This is a genomic window from Serratia oryzae (genome assembly GCF_001976145.1).
GTDB classification, from domain to species: Bacteria; Pseudomonadota; Gammaproteobacteria; order Enterobacterales; family Enterobacteriaceae; genus Chania; species Chania oryzae.
Map to the genome: position 1 here is coordinate 54,789 of NZ_MOXD01000008.1, position 22,439 is coordinate 77,227.

General features: G+C 53.2%; 8 protein-coding genes. 5 read left to right on the plus strand and 3 right to left on the minus strand.

The window, feature by feature from the left end:
* The first annotated feature begins 35 nt into the window (after nt 1-35).
* Nucleotides 36-965: a LysR substrate-binding domain-containing protein gene (locus tag BMI79_RS15135; RefSeq protein WP_076942971.1), complete on the plus strand. Its 930-nt coding sequence runs from the start codon at nt 36-38 to the stop codon at nt 963-965.
* A gap of 24 nt (nt 966-989) precedes the next feature.
* Here the strand turns inward: BMI79_RS15135 and mgtA are convergent, their stop codons facing one another.
* Entirely contained in the window at nt 990-3,698 is a 2,709-nt protein-coding gene (gene mgtA, locus BMI79_RS15140; RefSeq protein ID WP_076942972.1) for a magnesium-translocating P-type ATPase, read from the minus strand.
* A 395-nt stretch (nt 3,699-4,093) separates the two neighbouring features.
* On the opposite strand from mgtA, the gene treR reads away from it, so the two are divergent.
* The 4 genes from treR to treC all read left to right on the plus strand — a co-directional run bounded on the left by treR (nt 4,094) and on the right by treC (nt 9,713).
* Nucleotides 4,094-5,044: a trehalose operon repressor TreR gene (gene treR / locus BMI79_RS15145; RefSeq protein WP_076942973.1), complete on the plus strand. Its 951-nt coding sequence runs from the start codon at nt 4,094-4,096 to the stop codon at nt 5,042-5,044.
* 347 nt (nt 5,045-5,391) lie between these two features.
* On the plus strand, nt 5,392-6,270 hold the full coding sequence (locus tag BMI79_RS15150; RefSeq protein ID WP_076942974.1) for a lipase family alpha/beta hydrolase: 879 nt from the start codon (nt 5,392-5,394) through the stop codon (nt 6,268-6,270).
* A gap of 301 nt (nt 6,271-6,571) precedes the next feature.
* On the plus strand, nt 6,572-7,987 hold the full coding sequence (gene treB / locus BMI79_RS15155) for a PTS trehalose transporter subunit IIBC (RefSeq protein ID WP_076942975.1): 1,416 nt from the start codon (nt 6,572-6,574) through the stop codon (nt 7,985-7,987).
* Nucleotides 7,988-8,048: 61 nt separating this feature from the next.
* Complete coding sequence (treC, locus tag BMI79_RS15160) at nt 8,049-9,713, plus strand: alpha,alpha-phosphotrehalase (protein ID WP_076942976.1); 1,665 nt, start codon at nt 8,049-8,051, stop codon at nt 9,711-9,713.
* Between the two features lie 79 nt (nt 9,714-9,792).
* On the opposite strand, the gene BMI79_RS15165 is transcribed toward treC, so the two are convergent.
* Together BMI79_RS15165 and BMI79_RS15170 are read right to left on the minus strand one after the other, a co-directional pair.
* Nucleotides 9,793-21,207, minus strand: a complete 11,415-nt coding sequence (locus BMI79_RS15165; RefSeq protein ID WP_083704450.1) for a non-ribosomal peptide synthetase — start codon at nt 21,205-21,207, stop codon at nt 9,793-9,795.
* Nucleotides 21,208-21,332: 125 nt separating this feature from the next.
* The gene (locus BMI79_RS15170) at nt 21,333-21,971 is read right to left on the minus strand and encodes a helix-turn-helix domain-containing protein (protein ID WP_076942978.1); all 639 of its coding nucleotides are present in this window, start codon (nt 21,969-21,971) and stop codon (nt 21,333-21,335) included.
* Nucleotides 21,972-22,439 lie beyond the last annotated feature (468 nt).

Genomic DNA, 22,439 nt, shown 5'->3' on the forward strand with positions numbered 1-22,439 from the left:
CCATCAAGTATGAGGATAACTTCGGAACCCGACGCATGAACTCCATTTTTACCGAAGAGAACCTGTTGGCTTTTACCACCACGGCACGTTTTGGCAGCTTCAGTAAGGCAGCCGAAGAGCTAGGGCTGACGACGTCTGCCATCAGCTATACCATCAAGCGTATGGAAACCGGGCTGGATGTGGTGCTGTTTAACCGTAATACCCGCAGCATTGAACTTACCGAATCCGGTTTCTACTTCTACCGTAAAGCCACCGATCTGCTGAACGATTTTCACGCCATCAAACGCGGCATCGACACCATTTCGCAAGGCATTGAGGCACGGTTGCGCATCTGCATCAATCAGTTGCTCTATACGCCGTGGCATACCGCCCGGCTGTTACAGGCGCTGAAAAAGCAGTTCCCTACCTGCCATATCACGGTAACTACCGAGGTGTACAACGGCGTTTGGGACTCGATCATTAATAATCAGGCCAATGTCGCCATTGGCGCGCCAGACACTCTGCTGGACGGCGGTGGGATTGATTACACCGAAATTGGTGCCATCCGCTGGGTATTCGCCATTGCGCCGGATCATCCATTGGCGTTTATGCCGGAACCGATCTCCGAGAGCCAGCTTCGGCTGTATCCGAACATCATGGTGGAAGACACCGCCCACACCATTAATAAGAAAGTGGGCTGGCTGCTGCACGGCCAAGAAGCGATTCTGGTGCCGGATTTCAACACCAAGTGCCAGTGCCAGATTTTGGGGGAAGGGATTGGTTTTCTGCCCGAGTATATGGTGCGCGAGGCGGTGGCCGAAGGGTTACTGATCGTCCGCAACATTCATAACCCGCGGCAGGATTCGCGGATGTTACTCGCCACACAGCATGCGGCAACCGGGCAAGTGACGCAGTGGATTAAAAAACAGTTCGCCCCGGATGGCGCACTGAGTGGGATTTATGCCGACTTGCTCTACCGCGCTTAAGGGGGCGCGTAGCCCCCGCAAAGTTTACTGCCAGCCGTAGCGGCGCACGAACCAGCCCTTCACACACTGGGTCAACACCATATAACCGGCCAGAATCAGCGCCAGCCAAGGGAAGTAACTCAGCGGCAACGCCTGCAACTGCAGGAAACCGGCCAACGGCGAGAAGGTCAGGCCGATACCGGTGACGATCACCACCAGCGTCATCACGCACAGCGGCCAGGCTGGGCGGCTCTGGATAAACGGGATTTTGCGCGTACGGATCATATGGACGATCAGCGTCTGCGACAGCAACCCTTCCACAAACCAACCCGACTGGAACAGCGTCTGCATTTCTGGCGTATTGGCTTTGAATACAAACCACAGCAGGCAGAAAGTCAGCACATCGAAGATCGAACTGATCGGCCCGAAAAATACCATAAAGCGCCCCAGATCGCCGGAATTCCAGCGCTGCGGCTGGGTGATCTGATCGTCGTCCACGTTATCGAATGGAATGGCGATCTGCGAAATGTCATACATCAGGTTCTGGATCAGCAAGTGCAGCGGCAACATCGGCAAAAAGGGCAAAAAAGCGCTGGCAATCAGCACGCTGAACACGTTACCGAAGTTGGAGCTGGCGGTCATCTTGATGTACTTCAGCATGTTGGCAAAGGTACGACGGCCTTCAAGCACACCCTGTTCCAGCACCATCAGGCTTTTTTCCAGCAGGATGATATCGGCCGCTTCTTTGGCAATATCCACCGCCGAATCCACCGAGATCCCAATATCCGCCGCCCGCAGCGCCGGAGCATCGTTAATGCCATCGCCCATAAAGCCGACCACATGCCCTTGCTTGCGCAGCAGTTGTACAATGCGCTCTTTATGCAACGGCGTCAGTTTGGCGAACAGCGTGGTACGAGCCGCCGCCTGCGCCAGCTCGTCGTCATGCATCTGTTCAACTTCACGGCCAAGCAGCACCCGATCGGCCGCCAATCCCACCTCTCTGCACACTTTCGCTGCCACCAGCTCATTATCACCGGTGAGGATCTTGACGGTGACGCCGCTTTGTTTCAGCGCTGCCAATGCCGGAGCGGTGCTCTCTTTCGGCGGATCGAGGAAGGCGATATACCCTTCAAGGATCAGATCCGCTTCATCCGCCACGCCGTATTCGTACTCTGCCGCGGGCAGGATCTTGTTGGCGACCGCCACCACGCGCAACCCCTGCTGATTCAGATCGTCGGTCACGCGGCGAATGCGCGCCAGCAGGCTGTCACTGAGCGGGATCACCGCTTCTTCCTGGCGCACATGGCTGCAGATCGCCAGCATCTCTTCCAACGCACCCTTACATATCAGCTCATGATACTCGGTGTCTTTCTCTACTATCACCGACATCCGGCGGCGCTCGAAATCAAACGGGATCTCATCCACCTTGCGGTAATGCTGCAATAACTCCGGCTGTTGGCGTTCATCAGCACAGTTCAGCACTGCCACATCCAGCAGATTTTTCAGCCCAGTCTGATAAAAGCTGTTCAGCCAGGCATAGCGCAACACCCGTTCGTTGCTGGCGCCAAACGCATCGGTGTGGCGCTCCAGCACGATCTTATCCTGGGTCAGAGTGCCGGTTTTATCGGTGCACAGAATATCCATAGCGCCGAAGTTCTGGATCGCATCCAAGCGCTTGACGATCACTTTCTGGCGCGACAGCTTGACCGCCCCTTTCGCCAGCGTGGAAGTGACGATCATCGGCAGCATTTCCGGGGTTAACCCCACCGCCACAGAGAGCGAGAACAGCGCAGCCTCCCACCAGTCCCCCTTGGTATAGCCGTTGATCAGCAGCACGATCGGCGTCATCACCAGCATAAAGCGGATCAGCAGCCAGCTCACTTTGCTGATACCGCTCTGGAAAGCGTTCGGTTGCTCATCCTGGCCGATCACGCGCTGCGCCAACTGGCCGAAATAGGTGTTACGGCCAGTGCCAATCACCATCGCCAGCGCGGTGCCGCTCACCACGTTGGTGCCCATAAAGCACAGGTTCTGGCACTCCAGCGGCGAATCCAGCGCAGTACGCGATTCGACCCTTTTTTCTACCGGCAGCGATTCACCGGTCAGCGCGGCCTGGCTGATAAACAGATCCTTGGCGGAAAGCAGGCGCAGATCCGCCGGGATCATATCGCCAGCGGCCAGCTTGATGATATCCCCCGGCACCAATTGGGCGATCGGCAGCTCAACGTGTTCGCTTTTACCGGTCAGCGCATCGCTGCGATACGCCGTTGCGGTGTTGCTCACCATCGCCTTCAGCGCGTCCGCCGCTTTATTGGAACGGGCTTCCTGAATGAAATGCAGCAGTGTGGAGATCAATACCATCAGGCCGATCACCAACGCACCGGTCAGATCTTCAGTGGCGTAGGAAACCATCCCCAACACCGTCAGCAGCAGGTTGAACGGGTTGCGGTAACAGTGCCACAGATGGCGCCACCAGGTTTCGGCCTGCTGGTTTTCAATCACGTTGGCGCCAAACTGGCTGCGCGCGGCTTCGGCTTCGCGCTCGGTAATGCCTTCCGGGTGGCTGTTAAAGCGCTCATAAAGCTGCATCGCACTGGCAGCAGCACACTCCAGGCGCTGCTGAGCCAAGCCGGCAGGCAGCTCTTGCGCCACTCCGCTGACGCTTTCCAGCAAAGCATCACGCCGCACCAGGCGGCGCGGCAGGCTGCGGCTAAACAAGCCGAACAGTTGGCGGGGAATATTTTTGAATTTCATGGTTCGCACCTCACCACCCAGTGCCTCACGACAGTGGGTGAACAGGAGATCTGCACGCAGGAACGGCTTTCAGGCACGACAACACGGCCGCCCGGGCAGATCTTTCTATTACAACAACAGGGGCGATGAAAACGCACCGCTGTTTACCGTTTATTTCTCCGGTAAAACAGCAACGCAATGCGGGGAGGTTTTACCGGGGAAGCCGAATAACTGTTCTCGGGCTAGGATCGGGGTCCATAAAGACTGCATCTCCGGTAAATAAAAAGATTGAATGACCACCGCAGTCATTCCGTTTTGCGCAAAGATCCCCACTTTGCACCAAGATTCATAGCGCAAAATACGCTATTGTGGGGTGTCATCAGTCTAGGCCTCTTAACATAAACAACAAGTAAACCATGCAAAACCGGCTGACAATCAAGGATATCGCCCGCCTGAGCGGAGTGGGTAAATCCACCGTATCACGCGTATTGAATAACGAAGGCAGCGTAAGCCCGCAAACCCGTGAGCGGGTGGAGGCGGTGATCCGCAGCCACGGCTTTACGCCGTCCAAATCAGCGCGCGCCATGCGCGGCCAAAGCGACAAGGTGGTGGCGATCATCGTTTCGCGGCTGGATTCACCGTCAGAAAATCAGGCGCTGCGCACCATGCTGCCGTTGCTGTATCAGCACGGTTTTGACCCGATCGTGATGGAAAGCCAGTTTGAAACCCGCCTGGTGCAGGAGCACCTGCATGTCTTGCAGCAGCGCAACGTCGACGGGGTGATCCTGTTCGGCTTTACCGGCCTGAGCGCCGCGATGTTAGCGCCCTGGCAGGAGAAAATGGTGGTAATGGCGCGCGATTATCCCGGTATTTCTTCCGTCTGTTATGACGATGATGGCGCGGTAAAACTGCTGATGCAGCGTTTACGCCAGTTGGGCCATGCCCATATCAGCTACCTCGGCGTGCAGGAAACCGACGCCACTACCGGGATGCGCCGCTACCAGGCCTATCTTGATACCTGCCGTGAGTTGAAGATCCCACCGGTTGCCGCGCTGGGTGAACTGAGCTATCAGAGCGGTTTCCAGCTGGCTGCCAGCGTGGTTGAACCCCATACCAGCGCGCTGGTGTGCGCGTCGGATACCATCGCCCTCGGCGCGATGAAATATCTGCAACAGCAACAACCTCTTGCGCCGATACAGGTGTGCGCCATTGGCAACACCCCGTTGCTGAACTTCCTGTTCCCGGAGACATTCTCCGTCGAACTCGGCTATGGCGCCGCCGGGCAGCAGGCCGCCCAGCAACTGCTTGGCCAGCTCAGCGGTGAGCTAGGTGTGCGCCAGATCATTATTCCCAGCAGGCTGGCCTGATGATGGTTGCCCATCATCATTTTACCCGCCGCGCAACAATGCTGTATTTCGTGCCGCTGTCGAATAATATATACCCAAAATAATTCGAGTTGCTTGTAGGCGGCAACCGAATGAATCCCCAGGAGCTTACATCAGTAAGTGACTGGGGTGAACAAGGGCAGCCAACACCCAAGCAACTTGAAGTATGACGGGTATAAATACCTTTATTGAATATTAATATTCAACAGCATCACCATGTGGCATTTTTTGTATTACCCCCCACACAACGGTCATGGCATGTAGAAATTATCACCGCGCTTTACTCTTTATTTGGCCATATTGCCAAATAATCATGAAAGGTATTCATCATGTCTCAACCATTAAAATATCCAATTATTCTCGTTCACGGCTTCAGTGGTTTCGATAAGATCGCTGGGCTCTATCCTTACTTTTTCGGTATTCAGCCCGCACTGGAAAAGGCGGGAGCGGCCGTATTCACCGCTTCTCTATCGGCAGAAAACAGTAATGAAGCTCGTGGGGAACAATTACTCAGTTTTGTAAAACAAGTCACCCAGCTAACCGGTGCCCCCAAGGTCAACCTGATTGGCCACAGCCAGGGCCCGTTGGCCTGTCGCTACGTCGCCGCCATTCACCCCGAACTGGTTGCATCTGTAACCTCCGTAAATGGGGCAAACTTTGGTTCGGAAATTGCCGATCTGGTCCGTTTGGCAGTGAAACCTGGATCCCTTCCAGAGGCGATTGCAAGCGCAGTGATGAACGCTTTCGGTTCATTCCTTTCCCTTATGACCGGCCGCCCTTCCCTGCCACAAGACAGCGTTGCCGCGCTTAACTCACTCACCAGCGCAGGCGTTGCTGAATTCAATGCCAAATATCCGCAGGGGTTACCTACTCAGTGGGGAGGGGAAGGTAAAGAGTTTGAGAATGGCGTTTATTATTATTCTTGGGGTGGGGTTATTAATTACAATCCGATTGAACAGGGGCTTAATAATTTTGATCCGCTGCATACTTCAATGGTTGCCCTTTCATTTCTGTTCACCAAAGAACGTTTCCAGAATGATGGGTTGGTTGGGCGCTATAGTATGCATCTCGGTAAGGTGATCCGCTCCGATTATTCAATGGATCACCTGGATGCGATCAATCAAACTGCCGGGGTTGTCACCAGCAGTACCAACCCTGTTCAACTGTTTGTTGATCACGTGGCTCGTTTAAAGTCGAAAGGATTATAACTTTCGTTTAATCAACGCCTGTCAATAATCCCCCCTGCCGGGGCTGACAATGCCCGGCTACCTATCACAGCGCCCCGTTAAAAACCGCAGGCCCTTAGCGGGCCAACCCGAACCCATAAGCCGTTACCAACATTTAGAATAATCAATATGTTAAGGCTGCATTGCTCTGATGGGATCCAGATCCCTTGATGATCCATTTTGTGATCCTCAACCCAAAATGGGAACGTTCCCATTTCATAAACACCCGCGAATGACTAAGCTTTATTTATCCACACCTCTGCGCCTAAAAAAGGGTTTCATCATGAGTAAAGTTCAGCAGCAGGATATCGACCGCCTGATTGTGCTGGTGGGTGGCAGCGAGAACATCGCCACCGTCAGCCACTGTATTACCCGTTTGCGTTTCGTGCTTAACGATCCCGCCAAGGCCAACCCTAAAGCGATCGAAGAGCTGCGTATGGTCAAAGGCTGCTTTACCAACGCCGGGCAGTTCCAGGTCGTCATTGGCCCGGAAGTGGGCGATTACTATAAAGCGCTGATCGCCACCACCGGCGGCAACGAAGCTAACAAAGAACAGGCCAAGCTGGCCGCACGCCAGAACATGACCTGGTTCGAACGTGCTATCTCGCACTTCGCTGAAATCTTCTTCCCGCTGCTGCCAGCCTTGATCAGCGGCGGTTTGATCCTCGGCTTCCGCAACGTGATCGGCGATATCCCGATGTCTGGCGGGCAAACGCTGGCCCAGATGCATCCGGCCTGGAAAACCATTTACGATTTCCTGTGGCTGCTCGGTGAAGCCATCTTTATGTTCCTGCCGGTCGCTATCTGCTGGTCAACGGTGAAGAAGATGGGCGGCACGCCGGTACTCGGGATCGTGATGGGCATTACCTTAGTTTCGCCACAGTTGATGAACTCCTACCTGCTCGGCCAGCAGGTGCCGGAAGTGTGGAACTTCGGCTGGTTCACCATTCAGAAAGTGGGCTATCAGGCGCAGGTGATCCCGTCGATCCTCGCCGGCCTGACGCTGGGCTGGATCGAAACCCGGTTGAAAAAGATCGTGCCGGATTATCTGTATCTGGTCGTGGTGCCGGTGGTTTCTCTGCTATTGGCCGTGTTCCTGGCGCACACGCTGATCGGCCCATTTGGCCGCATGATCGGCGACGGCGTAGCCTGGGCGGTAAAAGCGGTGATGACCGGCAGCTTTGCGCCGATCGGCGCTGCGCTATTCGGCTTCCTGTATGCGCCGCTGGTGATTACCGGTGTGCATCAGACCACGCTGGCGATCGACATGCAGATGATCCAAAGCATGGGCGGCACGCCGGTCTGGCCGCTGATTGCACTGTCTAACATCGCGCAGGCCTCGGCGGTGCTTGGCATTATCATTATCAGCCGCAAGGCCAACGAGCGTGAAATTTCAGTACCGGCGGCGATCTCAGCCTACCTCGGCGTTACCGAACCGGCCATGTACGGTATCAACCTCAAATATCGCTTCCCAATGCTGTGCGCGATGATCGGCTCAGCCATCGCAGGCCTGATTTGCGGCTTGACCGGCGTGATGGCCAACGGCATCGGCGTCGGCGGCTTGCCGGGGATTCTCTCCATTAAACCGCAGTTCTGGGCAATCTATTCTCTGGCGATTCTGGTTGCTGTAATAGTCCCGCTGCTGCTGACCATCATGGTGTACAAACGCAAGGCCAGCCGCGGTGAGTTGCCGGTCTGAATCAATAAGGGGCCTGCCTGCGGGTGGGCCTATGGCAATACATAAAGAGGCAACGCTTCCGATGAGCAATCCTATCCCCTGGTGGCAAAACGGTGTCATCTATCAAATCTACCCAAAGAGCTTCCAGGACAGCACTGGCAACGGCTATGGCGATCTGGCGGGTGTCATCCAGCGGCTGGACTATTTACAGGAACTGGGGATCGACGCCATCTGGCTGACGCCGGTGTATGTGTCGCCGCAGGTGGATAACGGCTACGACGTGGCCGACTACTGCGCCATCGATCCGGCCTATGGCACCCTGGCGGACTTTGAGCGGTTGGTGGCACAGGCCCACCAGCGCGGCATCCGCATCGTGATGGATATGGTGTTCAACCATACCTCCACCGAGCACCCGTGGTTTAGAGCGGCACAGGATCGCCACAGCCCGCTGCGCCAGTTCTATATCTGGCGCGACGGTGAGGGTAATGCACCGCCCAATAACTGGCGTTCCAAGTTCGGCGGCAACGCCTGGCAATGGCATGCCGACAGCGGCCAGTATTACCTGCACCTGTTCGCCACCGAGCAGGCCGATCTCAACTGGGAGCACCCGCCGGTGCGCGAAGAGCTGAAGAAAGTGTGTCAGTTCTGGGCGGATAAGGGCGTCGACGGGTTGCGCCTCGACGTGATCAATCTGGTCTCCAAACAGCAGGACTTCCCTAACGATATCCAGGGCGATGGCCGCCGTTTCTATACCGATGGCCCGCGCATCCACGAGTTCCTGCAGGAAATGAGCCGCGAGGTGTTTCAGCCGCGCGGCCTGATGACCGTGGGCGAAATGTCCTCCACTTCGCTGGAGCACTGCCAGCAGTACGCGGCGCAGGGTGGCAAAGAACTGTCGATGACTTTCAACTTCCATCACTTAAAGGTGGACTACGCTAACGGGCAGAAATGGACGCTGGCTGCGCCGGATTACGTTGAGCTGAAACAGATTTTCCGCCACTGGCAGCAAGGCATGCACAACCGTGCCTGGAACGCGCTGTTCTGGTGTAACCACGATCAGCCACGCATCGTTTCGCGCTTTGGCGACGAGGGCGAACTGCGCGTCACCGCCGCCAAGATGCTGGCGATGCTGCTGCACGGTATGCAGGGTACGCCGTATATTTATCAGGGCGAAGAGCTCGGCATGACCAACCCCGGTTTTAGTCATATCAGTCAGTATCGTGACGTGGAAAGCCTGAATATGTACACCGAGCTGAGCGTGCAAGGCAGAAGCGACGCCGAGCTGCTGGCGATCCTGGCCTGCAAGTCGCGCGACAACAGCCGCACGCCGATGCAGTGGGACGCCAGCGCCAACGCCGGGTTTACCCGCGGCACGCCGTGGATCGCCTGCGCAGAGAATTACCCGCAGATTAATGCGGAAGCGGCGCTGGCGGATCGGGATTCGGTATTCTATGCCTATCGCCATCTGATCGCCCTGCGCAAGCAGTATCCGCTGCTGACGCACGGTGATTATCAGGATCTGGCCGCGGATCACCCGGCATTGTGGTGCTATCAGCGCCGTTGGAACGGGCAGCGGCTGCTGGTTGTCGCTAACCTGAGCCGTGAGCCTTTGGCGTGGAACGCCGCAGGCGTTGAGCTTGCCGATGTGTGGCAACCCTTGATGAGCAACTACGCAGATGCGGCAGAACAACCGCAGGCCATGACGCTGCGGCCGTTTGAGGCGGTATATTGGCTGGTGAAAGGGTAGTTTTGAAAGATTGGCAGGGCCTGCTTGCGGCTCTGCCAATCTCGGTTTCAGAGAATTGCGCCATCTCTGGCGGTTATCATCACAACGGCTTTATCACCCTCCGAATCTCATCGACGCAATCGAGAATATTATGGTGATTGCACGCTAACGGGATGATATTCAGCCGATCACACACCGCGCCAACGCCATTATCCTCACTCTGCCAGGTTCCCTTATCTCCCGCCAAAGCCTGATAGTAAGCAGACATCTGAGTGGCTTTAAACAGGGTCACCTCTGTATGCCGTAGCCGCCCAGAAGTCTGCCCTTGGCCGATGGCATTCTCCGCATCTTCAACGGCCAAGGCCCGCTTCGCGCCCTCCCCATGCACGCCCAGCTCTGCAAGCATGTTTTTACGCAAGTCTGGCATATCCTGATAGTTCACCTTGGCCTGATAGTAACTGTCCAACAGATAAAGCTGGATATCCCTGACGCCGCGCGCCTCCAACATAGCGGCAATCTCGAGGGCAATCAGCCCACCCAATGACCAACCCAAGAGTTGAATCACCGGTTGTTCCAACAGCCCTTGCGACTCCATTTGCGCCAAGTAGTAGGCTGCCACCGAGGATAAATCGGTCAGTTGCTGCTGACAGTGGTAAAGGTTGTAGTTATCCACCCCGAGGCAGTTGATCTCACCCTCCACCCTTTTGGCAAAATTAATGTAGGTTTCACACCCCACCAAGGCAGGATGAATCATCCACAGATTCCCCGCACCCGGCTGATAACGGTTAAGGCGCTGAACAGACTGATAGTTTTCTACCGCTAACATGCTGCGGATAGTGCGGTATTTAAACAGCTTCACCACCGGCACGGTTTCCGCCAGTAAACTGGACATTTTCTGGCACAACGAAATAGCCAGAATAGAACTCCCCCCACTGGCAAAGAAGTCATCGGTCACGCCAATCACCTCTCGCTGCAATACCTCTTGCCACAATGCGCACAACTGCCGTTCCTGCTCCGTTTCCGGGGCAACATACTGGCGAGTAGCATCATCATCCGCTGGCAACGGCAGCCGTTTGCGGTCTATTTTCCCATTGGCATTGAGCGTGAACTCCGTCAGGAAAATAAACGCAGCGGGCACCATATACATTGGCAAGCGCCCCTGAACGTGGGTCAACAAGCGTGAATGGTCCAAGGGCGTGTCACTCACGTAATAGGCAATTAACCGCTCTTGCTCACCCATGGCTTTCACCACCAGGCATTGCTTAATGGCACCAATTTCCATCAGAGTATTTTCAATTTCACCTAACTCAACCCGGTAACCATTTACTTTGACCTGATTATCAACGCGCCCGCAGAATTCAATATTACCGTCGTGCAACCAGCGGCCGAGATCGCCAGTGCGATAGAGCCGTTCCCCCGTTACCGGGTGCTTGATAAACCGTTCCGCCGTGCGTGCCGGATCGTTGAAATATCCCTGCGCCAGCCCAACCCCACCAATGAACAGCTCACCGATAATGCCCGGCGGTACTGGCACCAGATGCTCATCCAGAATATAAAAACACTGATTGGCAAGCGCTTGGCCGTAAGGGATGCTCTGCTGAAATAGCGCCCCTTTCTCCACTTCATACATGATCGACCAGATGGCCGCTTCCGTTGCCCCGCCTGCGCTAATAAAGCGGCAGTCAGGAGCCCAACGATGACAGCGCTGTGGCAGATTTACCGGGATCCAATCGCCACTTAACATCACGCGGCTTAAACTGCGATTGAGTTGTAACTTTTCACGTTCCACATACTGCATCAACAGTTCAAACAATGCAGGGGCAGACTGCCAGAGCGTCACCCGGTGCTCTAACATCAGGTGGCACCAGGCATCCGGCTGGTAGCGCTGTTTCTCACTTGGGATCACCAAACGCCCCCCTGCGGACAACAGGCCAAAAATATCATAAACCGACAGATCAAAACTCAACGCACTGATGGCCAACGTAGCGTCACCAGGGACAATTTTCAGGCGCTGATTGACATCAATCAGCGTGTTATTGGCCGCAGCATGTTGAATTGCGACGCCTTTCGGAACCCCGGTAGAGCCCGAGGTAAAGATGACATAGGCCAATTGCTCTGGGGCTACGGTTTCGGGAGGTAGCATCACCTCTGGAACCGCTAGTGTTGGTGCGACCCCGCTTGGTAACAGGTAAATCGTGGTAAATGCTTCCTGCTGCCAAGGCCGATCCGCCAGCACCAGGCGGCAACCCGCTTGCTGCATGATGCTCGCCCGGCGATTCTCAGGCCATGAGGTATCCATCGGCAAATAAGCACGGCCAGCCATCAGCACCGCAAACACCGCGACCATCTGCGCCCGCCCTTTATCCATCGCTACGGCAATTAATGCCGAACTACCCAAATTGCCCTGCCGGATTTGGTTAGAGAGCACCAGCGCCAGTTGGTACAACTCACCATAGGTACAGCTCCCCTGTGAATCGATCAAGGCGATATCATTAGGGTGTTGTTTGGCCCATGCCATGAATCCATGATGAATCGCGTGGGCATATTCGGCTGATGGCCGAGTCTCCAGCGCGGGTTGCAGTAGCTTACGCTGTTCCTCACCAGACAATAGGCTCAGATTGGCTACTTTTGCCGTTGGCGCTTGTACCATGTAACGCAATAATTGCCGATAGTGCTGCATAAAACGGTCGATGGTCTCAGGAGAAAACAGCGCACAGGCGTAGTTGATGTAAGCGGCAAGTTGCGGCTGCCCATCTTCAATCATCAGACCGAGATCGAACTTCGCTACCTGGTAGTAGTGATTGAGATCAAGCGGAGTAAATATCGCTTTTTCCTGCTGCGCGCCCATGACTTGCTCAACGCTGAACACGACCTGGAATAGCGGCTGTCTGGACAGATCGCGCTCGACATTCAAGCTTTCAACCAGCTTCTCCAGCGGCATGTCCTGATACTCCTGACTGGCCACGGTATTGCTAAACACCTGCCGGATCATCTCATCAACGCGCAGTTCTGGATCAATGGTATTACGCAGCACCAGCGTGTTTACAAACAAACCAATCAGCGGTTCGATCTGGGAATGCGAGCGGTTAGCCACCGGCGCGCCAATAACAATATCTTGCTGATGGCTATATTTACCCAGCAGGAGAGTAAAACCTGCCAGTAATACCGCGTGTAGCGTTACACCCGTGGTGCGGGCCAGGCTACGCAACTGTTCACTCAGCTCAAGGTCTATGTCAAAAGAAACCGTTGCCCCTCGATGGTCAAACTCTTTTGGCCGCGGATAATCGGTAGGAAGCTCTAACAACTGATATCCCTGCATTTTATCCAACCAGAACTGCTGCCGAGCCTGGTCGCGCTCGTTGCCTAGCTGGCTCTCCAGCCAAGAGGCATAGTCAGAATATTGGATAGTCAACTCGGGCAGCGTCAGCGGGGTATCACAGGCAAAGAATGCATAGTGCCCTTCAAGTTCCGCCAACAGCAGATTCGCCGACCAGCCATCAAAAGCGATGTGATGCACGTTAAGCAAAGAGAAACGGGTTACCCGCCCGTCAGTCTCCCGACGTTCGATCAACATATGACGGAGCGGATATTCTTTACGTAGGTCGAAAGGCCGGTGAATGACGGCCGCCAGGGTGGTTTCCCATTCTTCAGCCGTCACGTGCAGACGTTCTAGCGGCAGAGGGCGCTGCTGCAATACAAACTGCGTGGTGCCATCGTCCGCATTCTGCACTATCGTGCTGCGCAGCAAATGGTGGCGTGTCACCACCGCCTGTAATGCCAGCAGATAAGCGTCAACATTAATCTCCTCGCCCAATTCAAACAGCACCGGAACTTGATAGAGATCGTTGCCCTGCATCAGTTCGTCAAGAAACCACAAACGCATCTGTGATGATGAGAGTGGATATCGGGTCTGCGCCAGCGCCGCGATGGGCCCAGCCGCATTGACCGCCGTCTGCTGTTCCAAGTGCTGGCAAAACTGCCGGACTGTCGGATAAGCGCTGAGCATGGCAAAAGTCACTTCCCTCCCCAACGCCTGACTCAGCCGGTTACAGAGGGTAATTGCCTGGATGGAATTACCGCCACTGCTATAAAAGTTATCGTCAACCCCAATGCGTTCGGCCCGCAAAATCTCTGCCCACAGGTCACAACAAAGCGTCTCCCACTCGGTGCTCGGGGCCGTATAGGCCTTCTGAGCGACGCTCTGTTCCGGTATAGGCAACGCTCGGCGATCGACCTTGCCGTTGACGCTGAGTGGAAAACTCTCTAACGGGATCATATCGGCGGGGCGCATATATTCCGGCAACGTCTGCGCCAGCAACTCGTGCAGGTAAGTGTGGTCCATCTCCTGGCTGGCGGTGTAATACAGCAATATTCTGGGGTTGCTCTCGGTCACTAGCGCCACACATTGGCCGATCTCCGGTACGGCAGAGAGGGTGCGCTCTATTTCACCCAGTTCAATACGGTAACCATTGAGTTTGACCTGATTGTCGATACGCCCCAGGAACTGGATGTTACCGTCCTCCAGCGTACGGCCCAGATCTCCGGTGCGGTACAGGCGCTCCCCGGTCATTGGATGAAAAATAAAACGCTCAGTGGTTCGCTCTGTATCGTTGAAATAGCCTTGCGCCAAGCCGACGCCACCGATATACAACTCACCTACCACACCTTGCGGCAACGGCTTCAGTTCGGCATCCAAAACATAAAGCGACTGATTTGCCAAGGTCGGCCCCAGTGGAATGCTTTGCTGGAACTGCTCCGTTTTTCCCACTTCATACATGGTTGAACAGATAGCCACTTCGGTAACGCCCCAACAGTTGAGGAAACGGCATTGTGCCCCCCAGGCAAAGCAGCGCTGTGCCAGCATTGGTGAGACCCAATCTCCACCTAATATCACCGAACGTAATGGGGAAACAGAGTCGCTGGCATATTGCTCCTTATGCTGAAGCAGCAGATCAAAGAAGGCCGGGGTTGAGAACCAGACGGTCACCTGATGCTGCAATAACAGCTGATACCATGCTTGAGGCTGATAGCGTTGCGACTCCGTCGGGAGCACCACGCGCCCCCCCGCCGACAACATGCCAAAAATGTCGTAGACAGAGACATCAAAACTTAGCGCACTGACAGCAAAAGTCGCATCGTCTGTGCCAACATTCAGCAGGTTATTCATAGCGATAACCGTATTGGTGATCGCCGCATGTGAGATCGCCACGCCTTTCGGCACCCCGGTAGAACCAGAAGTAAATATGACATAGGCCAACGCGTCGGGTTCTACGGGCTGTGGTGCTAATAAAGACTCGGGTAATGCTATCCCCAACGCTTTGCCGGTGCTATCAAGCACCAAAGAAGTGAAGGCGGGATGTTGCCAAGGCTCATCGCACAGGACGATCCCGATCTCAGCCTGTTCAACGATCGTCAAACGGCGTTTTTCCGGCCAGGATTTGTCCATCGGCTGGTACGCTTTCCCTGCCATCAAGGTAGCCAAAATGGCAATAACCTGCGCACGCCCTTTGTCCATCAGAATAGCGACTAACGCCGAATCACGTTTTGCGCATTGACGGATCTGGTTCGACAGCACCAAAGCAGCCTGATACAGCTCGCCATAGCTGCAACTGCCCAAAGCATCAATAACCGCAATATCATCCGGATGCTCTAACGCCCAGTCCATAAAGCGCTGATGCAGCGCGCAGCGGTAGTCAAACGCTGAGTCCAGTGCCAGCGTCGGTGCTTGAACCGGTTTGCTGGCCCTTAGCAACGGCAATTGGTGGTGGGGAACATACAAATGCGTTGGCAAATGTTCCAGCAGGGTGACCAGCAAAGATAGCAGAGTGTCCGCTTTATCACGGGTCAGATACGCGTTGGCATACGCCAGTGAAAGCAATAGCCCATCATCGGTGGTGTGCGCCAACAGATTCAGCGGATAATCCGTTTTCTCTGCGGTTGAGCGGACACGCACCGGCATATCAGCCGTATCAGCACTCGGGTAGTTTTCAAACACCAGCAAGGTGTGGAACAGCGCTTCGCCGCCATAGCTCAGTTCAGCCAGAGGTTGGTAACAGTATTCGTCCAGTTCATTCAGGGAACGCTGAATTTCCTGCAACTGCTGCAAACAGCTATGGTCGTTATCCCAATCCACCCGCAAGGGTAGCGTGTTGATATACAAACCAACGCTGTCCTCAATGCCGTCAATCGGCAGATTACGGCCTGACACCGTAGTCCCCACCAGCGTGACCTCCTGTCGGCTGTAGATGTGCAGTAACTTATGCCAGACAAACTGCAACATCACGTTCAGTGTCACCCCCTGATTCAGCGATAGCTGCTGCAACGATGAATACAGAGCAGGAGGCAATTGGCGTTGAAGCAGGGTCTGCTCTACGTTTTTACTGTTTTTTTGCTCATAAGGCAGGCTGAGCAGGTAGGAGATATCATTCGCCTGACATTGGTTGAGCTGCCGCTGTTGCCAATAGGCCCGGCAGTGTTCCGCCTGTTCCATATAGTAACGCTGTGCCAGCAGGTAGGTGACCTCCTGCTGGCTGTCGGGCTGCTGCCCCGCCAGTAATTGCTGGTAGGCTTGATGTACATACTTCAGCAAAAGCTGGCCGCTCCACCCATCGGTGATGCTGTGGTGTACGGTATAAACCAGGCAGTAATGCTGGGCGCTAATCTGCACCAGCCGTAAGCGGAACAGACCAGGCTGTTGCAGATCGAACGGCTGCACTCGCTGTTGCTCGCACAACTGGTCAAGCGCCTGTTGCCAATTCTCCTGCTGCTGATAGTCCTCATAGTGCCAGTCGATTGCCGTTTCTGCACAAATCACCTGCAACGGCTGCCACTGCCAATTGAAACAAGTACGCAAAATCGGGAAACGCACCACAGCCATTTCCCACGCTTGCCGATAGGTATCAGGATTCAGCTCAGTAAGATAATCCAGCACCATTTGCACCCGATAGCTCGGATCGTCAGGTTGGCTGACTGCATGATAGATAAACCCTTGTTGCAGGCTATTACAGGGGAAGATCGCTTGCGGTGTATAGCTTTGCTGCAATCTTTGCCATAGCGTTGCGGGCAGTTCCTCGCCCATCACCACCGGTGCCCCGCTGTCTTGCTCAATCAACTGCTGGACTTGATGGGTAAATTGCTGGGCAATGTCCAGCAAAGCCGCCGCAGTCAACATGCCGTCCAGACGGAAACACAGTGTCTCGTCTGCCACCCAGCTATTGAGTATCAGCAGTTCACGGTTGGTATTGGTTGGATCACTGTTTTGGCCGGATGGCTCGGCCAGCAATTGCCATTCAGCCCCCTGATCGGTAAATTGCCCCAGATAGTTGAAAATCACCCCAGGGTGGCGCAACGCTGGCCGATGTTCCCCGCCGCGCACACGCAGCACGCCGTAGCCGATACCTTGGTTCGGCACCGCCTCCAACGCCGCGCGCACCTGCGCAACATCCGCCTGCGGGTTATCTGCCAGAGTAAAGTTTACCGGGTACAGGGCGGTAAACCAGCCAAGGGTACGCCCAACGTCCAGATGGCCACCGGGTAAATCACGTCCGTGGCTTTCTAACATCAGCGTGTGGCTGTGGGTATTACTGTAATGGCGCAGGGTACGCAGCCATGCGGTGAGCAGCAGATCGTTGGTCTGCCCGCTCATTCGCATCAGTTTGCCAGTGGCCATAGAATCCAATTGGCCATAATGCAGGTTAAGCCGATCGCTCAACGCGAAATCAGCGCGATAATCCCGCTGTTGCTCACACTGCTGCTGCCAGTAATCCGCCTCCCTCAAACCGGTTGGCTCATAATCCAGTAGGGCATTCACCCATTGCCGATAGCTGGCAGACTTTGGCCCCAGAGCTTCGCCAAGATACAAGCGACGCAGATCCTCCACCAGAATACGCCAGGATACCGCATCGATAATCAGATGATGGCAGGCAAAGAAAATGCGGGCGCTACCATCTTGATACCCCTCAACATAACCAAACTGCCACAGAGGCCCTTGCTGATAATCAAAGCCACTCTGCCACGCACTGAACAGTGCCTCCAATTCAGCATCAGAAAGCTCGGTTCGGTGACAGCGCAGTAAAGTACGAGGGGCTGATTGCTCCTGATAATGCTGCCGGTAGCCCTGTTGTTCCAACGTAAAATAGGCGCGCAACATGTCGTGGTGCACCGCCAACGCGTCGATCGCCTGTTGCAATCTGCCCAGATCCAACTCTGGCACACGGATCAGGAATGATTGATTCCAATAATGGCTATGCGCGAATTCCTGCTCAAAGAACCAGAGCTGGGTGGGTGACAGGGGAATATCCTGGCTAAGTATCCCCTGCTCAGCCTGCACTGCGTTGGGCAGGGCCGTTGTTGCAAGATTGTCCAACAAAGCAGCAATCGAGCGATAGTGATAGAGATCCTGAGTACGGCACACCATGCCAATCCTGCGCATCTCCGACACCAGGCGGATCGCAGTAATGGAGTCCCCTCCCAAACGCAGGAAATCATCATTGAGCCCGATATCTTCAAGCCCCATCACCTGTTGCCAAACCGCCTGTAGCTGCTTTTCCTGATAGGTGGTGGCCGGGCGATAGTCATGACAAGCCTGGCTGTAGCCGGGTTCAGGCAATGCACGCATATCCAGTTTGCCGTTGATGGTTAACGGTAGCGACATCAGTTGTACCAATACCGCTGGCACCATGTAGTCCGGCAACCGCTCAGCCAACTGGCGTTTTACCTGTTCATCATTGAGCGTGACCTCAGCGACATAATAAGCAACGATCCGCGGTGTCTCCTCCTGCCCACGAACCACGACCGCACAGTGCGCTACTGAGGTTACTGCCACAAAGGCCTGTTCAATCTCGCTTAACTCAATCCGATGTCCATGAATTTTGACCTGGAAATCGTCACGGCCAACATATTCCAGCTCACCATTCGGTAGCCAGCGCACCCTGTCACCGGTACGATAAAGCCGCTGATATTCACTTTCGTCCGCCTGTGCAAACGGGTTGGCAATAAACTTTTCCTGCGTCAGCAGCGGCTGATTCAGATAACCCCGTGCCAACCCAACCCCCGAAACACAAAGCTCACCAGGCACACCGATAGGCAGTGGCCGCTGCTGGCTATCCAAAACATAGAGACGCACACCAGGCAGTGGCCGCCCGATAGTATTCGCCCCGTTGTAACGATAAAGATTGATCGCAACACACACGCTCGCCTCTGAAGGGCCATAACCGTTAAACAGTTGGTGCCCCAATTGGGTGTAGTGATCGAGACACGCTCGCGATGTTGCTTCCCCCGCAACCACAATCTGCGATAAACAGGCCGGAATGTTCGGCTTTAGCTTTAATAACGCGGGCGGCAAATGGGCAAATTCAATGTGATGTTGTTCAATCAGCGCCAATAACGCAGGCAGGTCGTGGCGTTGTTCTTCAGACGCTACCACCAGCGTATGGCCGCCACACAAAGCGATATAGGTTTCCGCCACATGGGCGTCAAACACCACTGAGGCAAATTGCAGGCAGCACCGCGCTTTATCAGAGTGTCCGAGGATGGCCTGAAACTCGCGAACCATATTGAGTACACCCTGATGCTCCAGCAAAGCGCCCTTGGGTTGCCCCGTGGTTCCTGAGGTGTAAATAGCATAAGCCATCTGATGAGGAGAGGATTCAACGGCCAAAGGAACATCGCTGGTGGCCCCACTGTCGGCAGGGTCATCCACTAACCCGAGCTCAACTGGCAACGCCATATCCTGCAGTTTTGCCCGCAGCCCCTGTTCGGTTATCAGCAATCGAGCACCGCTATCGGCAAGAATATAATTGATGCGCTGCTTGGGCAGTTGTGGCTCCAACGGAATATAAGCGGCCCCCGTTTTCATAATCGCCAGCATGGTCACTATCATATCTACGCCACGGTTCAGACACAGAGGAATGAGGGTGTCCGGGCCAATACTTTCCTGTGTAATGCGTTGATAGTGCTCCTTAATACGCCTGGCAAGACAACTACTTTTTTGTTCTAACGCCAGGTAGGTCAACTGCTGGCGTTCATCGATCAAGGCAATACGCTGCGGGTATTTTTTGGCCTGCTCAGTAATAGCCTGGTGCAACGTGCCCGGTGCCATCGCCTGTTTTGACTGCGGGGGATTCCAATCGATCAGTTGCTCACGCTGTTGCGCTGGAGTCAGCAGGGGAAAGCTCTCTAACGGTTTGTCTGGATGCAGTAACAGCTGATTTAGCAGGTACTGAAACTGCTCGGCCATTGCGGCAATTTGCTGCGGAGCAAACAGCTCTGGCTCATAACGGATACGAAATGCCATGTCCCCGCTTTGTTCCTGATATTCCAAAACCAGTTCAGCATTGGCCAAGCTCTGGTCAAAACGGTGGTTACAGCGTGTTTGGCAGCCCGTTAACGCCAGTGTCAGCTCATTGAAGTGCGCTTGGGCAAAACTGACATTTGGACGTATCCCGCTATTTTTCAGCACCTCATAAATCGGCCAGCGGGTAAAACGTAACCCCGGTTTGGCCTTCAAAGAGCGGTTGTGGGCTAAAGTACGCTGATAAATATCAGCAAAACTATCCCCTTGATGGACAAAAAAAGGGAACACCGCCGTATTTACCTGTGCCCCTAAACTCAGATGGCTACCGCTTTCCATAGAAACTGGGTAAGCGATATGCGCAGCCTCACTTTGACAATAACGTGCAATCAGTAAGGCCCAAATCGTTTTAAACACCAAAAATGCATTAGCATGTTTTACGTTTCTTTTAAGCACTTCCCATTTTCTTAGTGGAAGCAAGAATTTTACTTGCCTATTAATGGGGGTGGAATCAGGGAGATGTACATAAGGAATTTCGTTCTTTTTAGGTAATCCTGTTAATGCTTTCTGCCAATACTCAGCGGGGTTGGCAGTAGACAGCTCGTTGAGTTTATCCAGATAATCCCGCCCTCTTTCCAAGAAAAATCTGTTATCATTAATGTGATTTTCCGCTGTCACACTGTCATTATAATAATCCGACATTTCAGTATAAACGTCAGCCACTGAAAGCCCATCGATGATGACATGATGCATAACCAGAACAAACTCATACACCTCATTTTCTTTATCATGGTAGAAACCATAGCTAAATAGCGGACCATTATTGAGATCAAAAGGTCGCGTTGCTAACTCAGCTAAAGCCTCTAGGCTATTGCACCTTTCTAATCCTGTTACACACGTCTCAGCATTTCTACGCCATAAAAGCTGCCCATCCTCTTCAACCAGATGGCTATGCAGCACAGGATATTTATGAATGACGTACTTAACCGCACGTTCAAGCTTATGAATATCCAAAGAACCCGTAATTGTCTGGTCCATTATCATATTGTATTTGCTTGACAGAGGTTCAAGTTGCCATTCTGTAAAAAATATTCTCGTATAGGGCGTAGCTGATAAAGTGTGCATGTAGATTTCCTTACCTAAATTAATTAAAAATGAGTTGAAATTTGAAAGAATTTGATTTTTCTTTAATAAAACTGTCGCTGTGCGATGAATGAATAACATCACAGAAAGGCATCGGCTCGTCACTGTCAAAGCACGGGTGTGGAACGGTTTTCCGCTCCTCTCACAGAGAGTGTTACAGGGGTGAAAAACCCCACCATGCTTTTGAAGTGTAAGGTTTTTTATTTCTACTTGCGCGTCATAGAGAGATCGCAAATATTTACCAATCGGGATTTAACGATATGCACCTTGCTCTCATTTTTTAATGTCGCTAAAATACGTTGAATGCTGCTGCGTGATAGCGTGGTGCGTTTTTCAATAAACGCCAGTACAGAGGTATTCTTCCTGAAATCCTCAGGAAACTCCATCAAATGAGCCAACATGCCTTTCACAATATCTTCAGACTTATATTTAAAGATACAATTATCGCGAAAACACATTCTTGACAACTTATAAGAAATAATACTTATAAGCTCCTTTTGCAACTCTAACTTATTAATCAAATATTGCGCACGCGTCCTAGGTATTTGATAAATACAACTATCTGCCCCCAATTCGATCGAATAATAGACACCGCCCCCCGGATAACAGGCCAAACCAATAACATAAGGAGAAAAAACTGTAGAAACGATAAGGTTGTCATCTAATCGACAAAGATTAGCACTGCCTCTTTCCAAAAGGTATAAATTAAAAAAGTCAGGCTCTGACTCTATTTTAACACCTTGAGTCGTTTCCCCCGGCTGCCTTGGCACTATTTTTTCTGCATAAGGAAGCAGTTCATTCAGTAGACGACGGAATGCAACATCGGGCTTTTCAACTTTAAACATACTTCACCATTCACTTTACAAAATAGTCCACGCTATTTTCCCCACTTACCTTCCCTTACCAAAACATACATTTTAAATGTTCAGAATCACTTAACTTTACTGCAAGATGTTATAGAAAATAATTGGAATCTGCATCAGAATATTCAAAATAAAATATTCATCTAAAAGAAATAGCAACACACCGATAAATGGAATAAAAAACTAATTTAATACGTAATTACTATTTATTACTCCAAATAATTAACGGCAGATAGACATTAATAAAACTAACTGATTAGTGATTAATGTTAATTAATAGGTCATTTGACCAATTTTTTACGCACCAGATCGGTCTCTTACCCTGGTAAGAATGATTAGTTTTTATACGTTTTAGCCATCTATACCCAAAATACTTCGAGTTGCTTGTAGGCGGCAAACGAATGAATCCCTGGGAGCATAGCGAACTATGTGACCAGGGTGAAAGAGTGC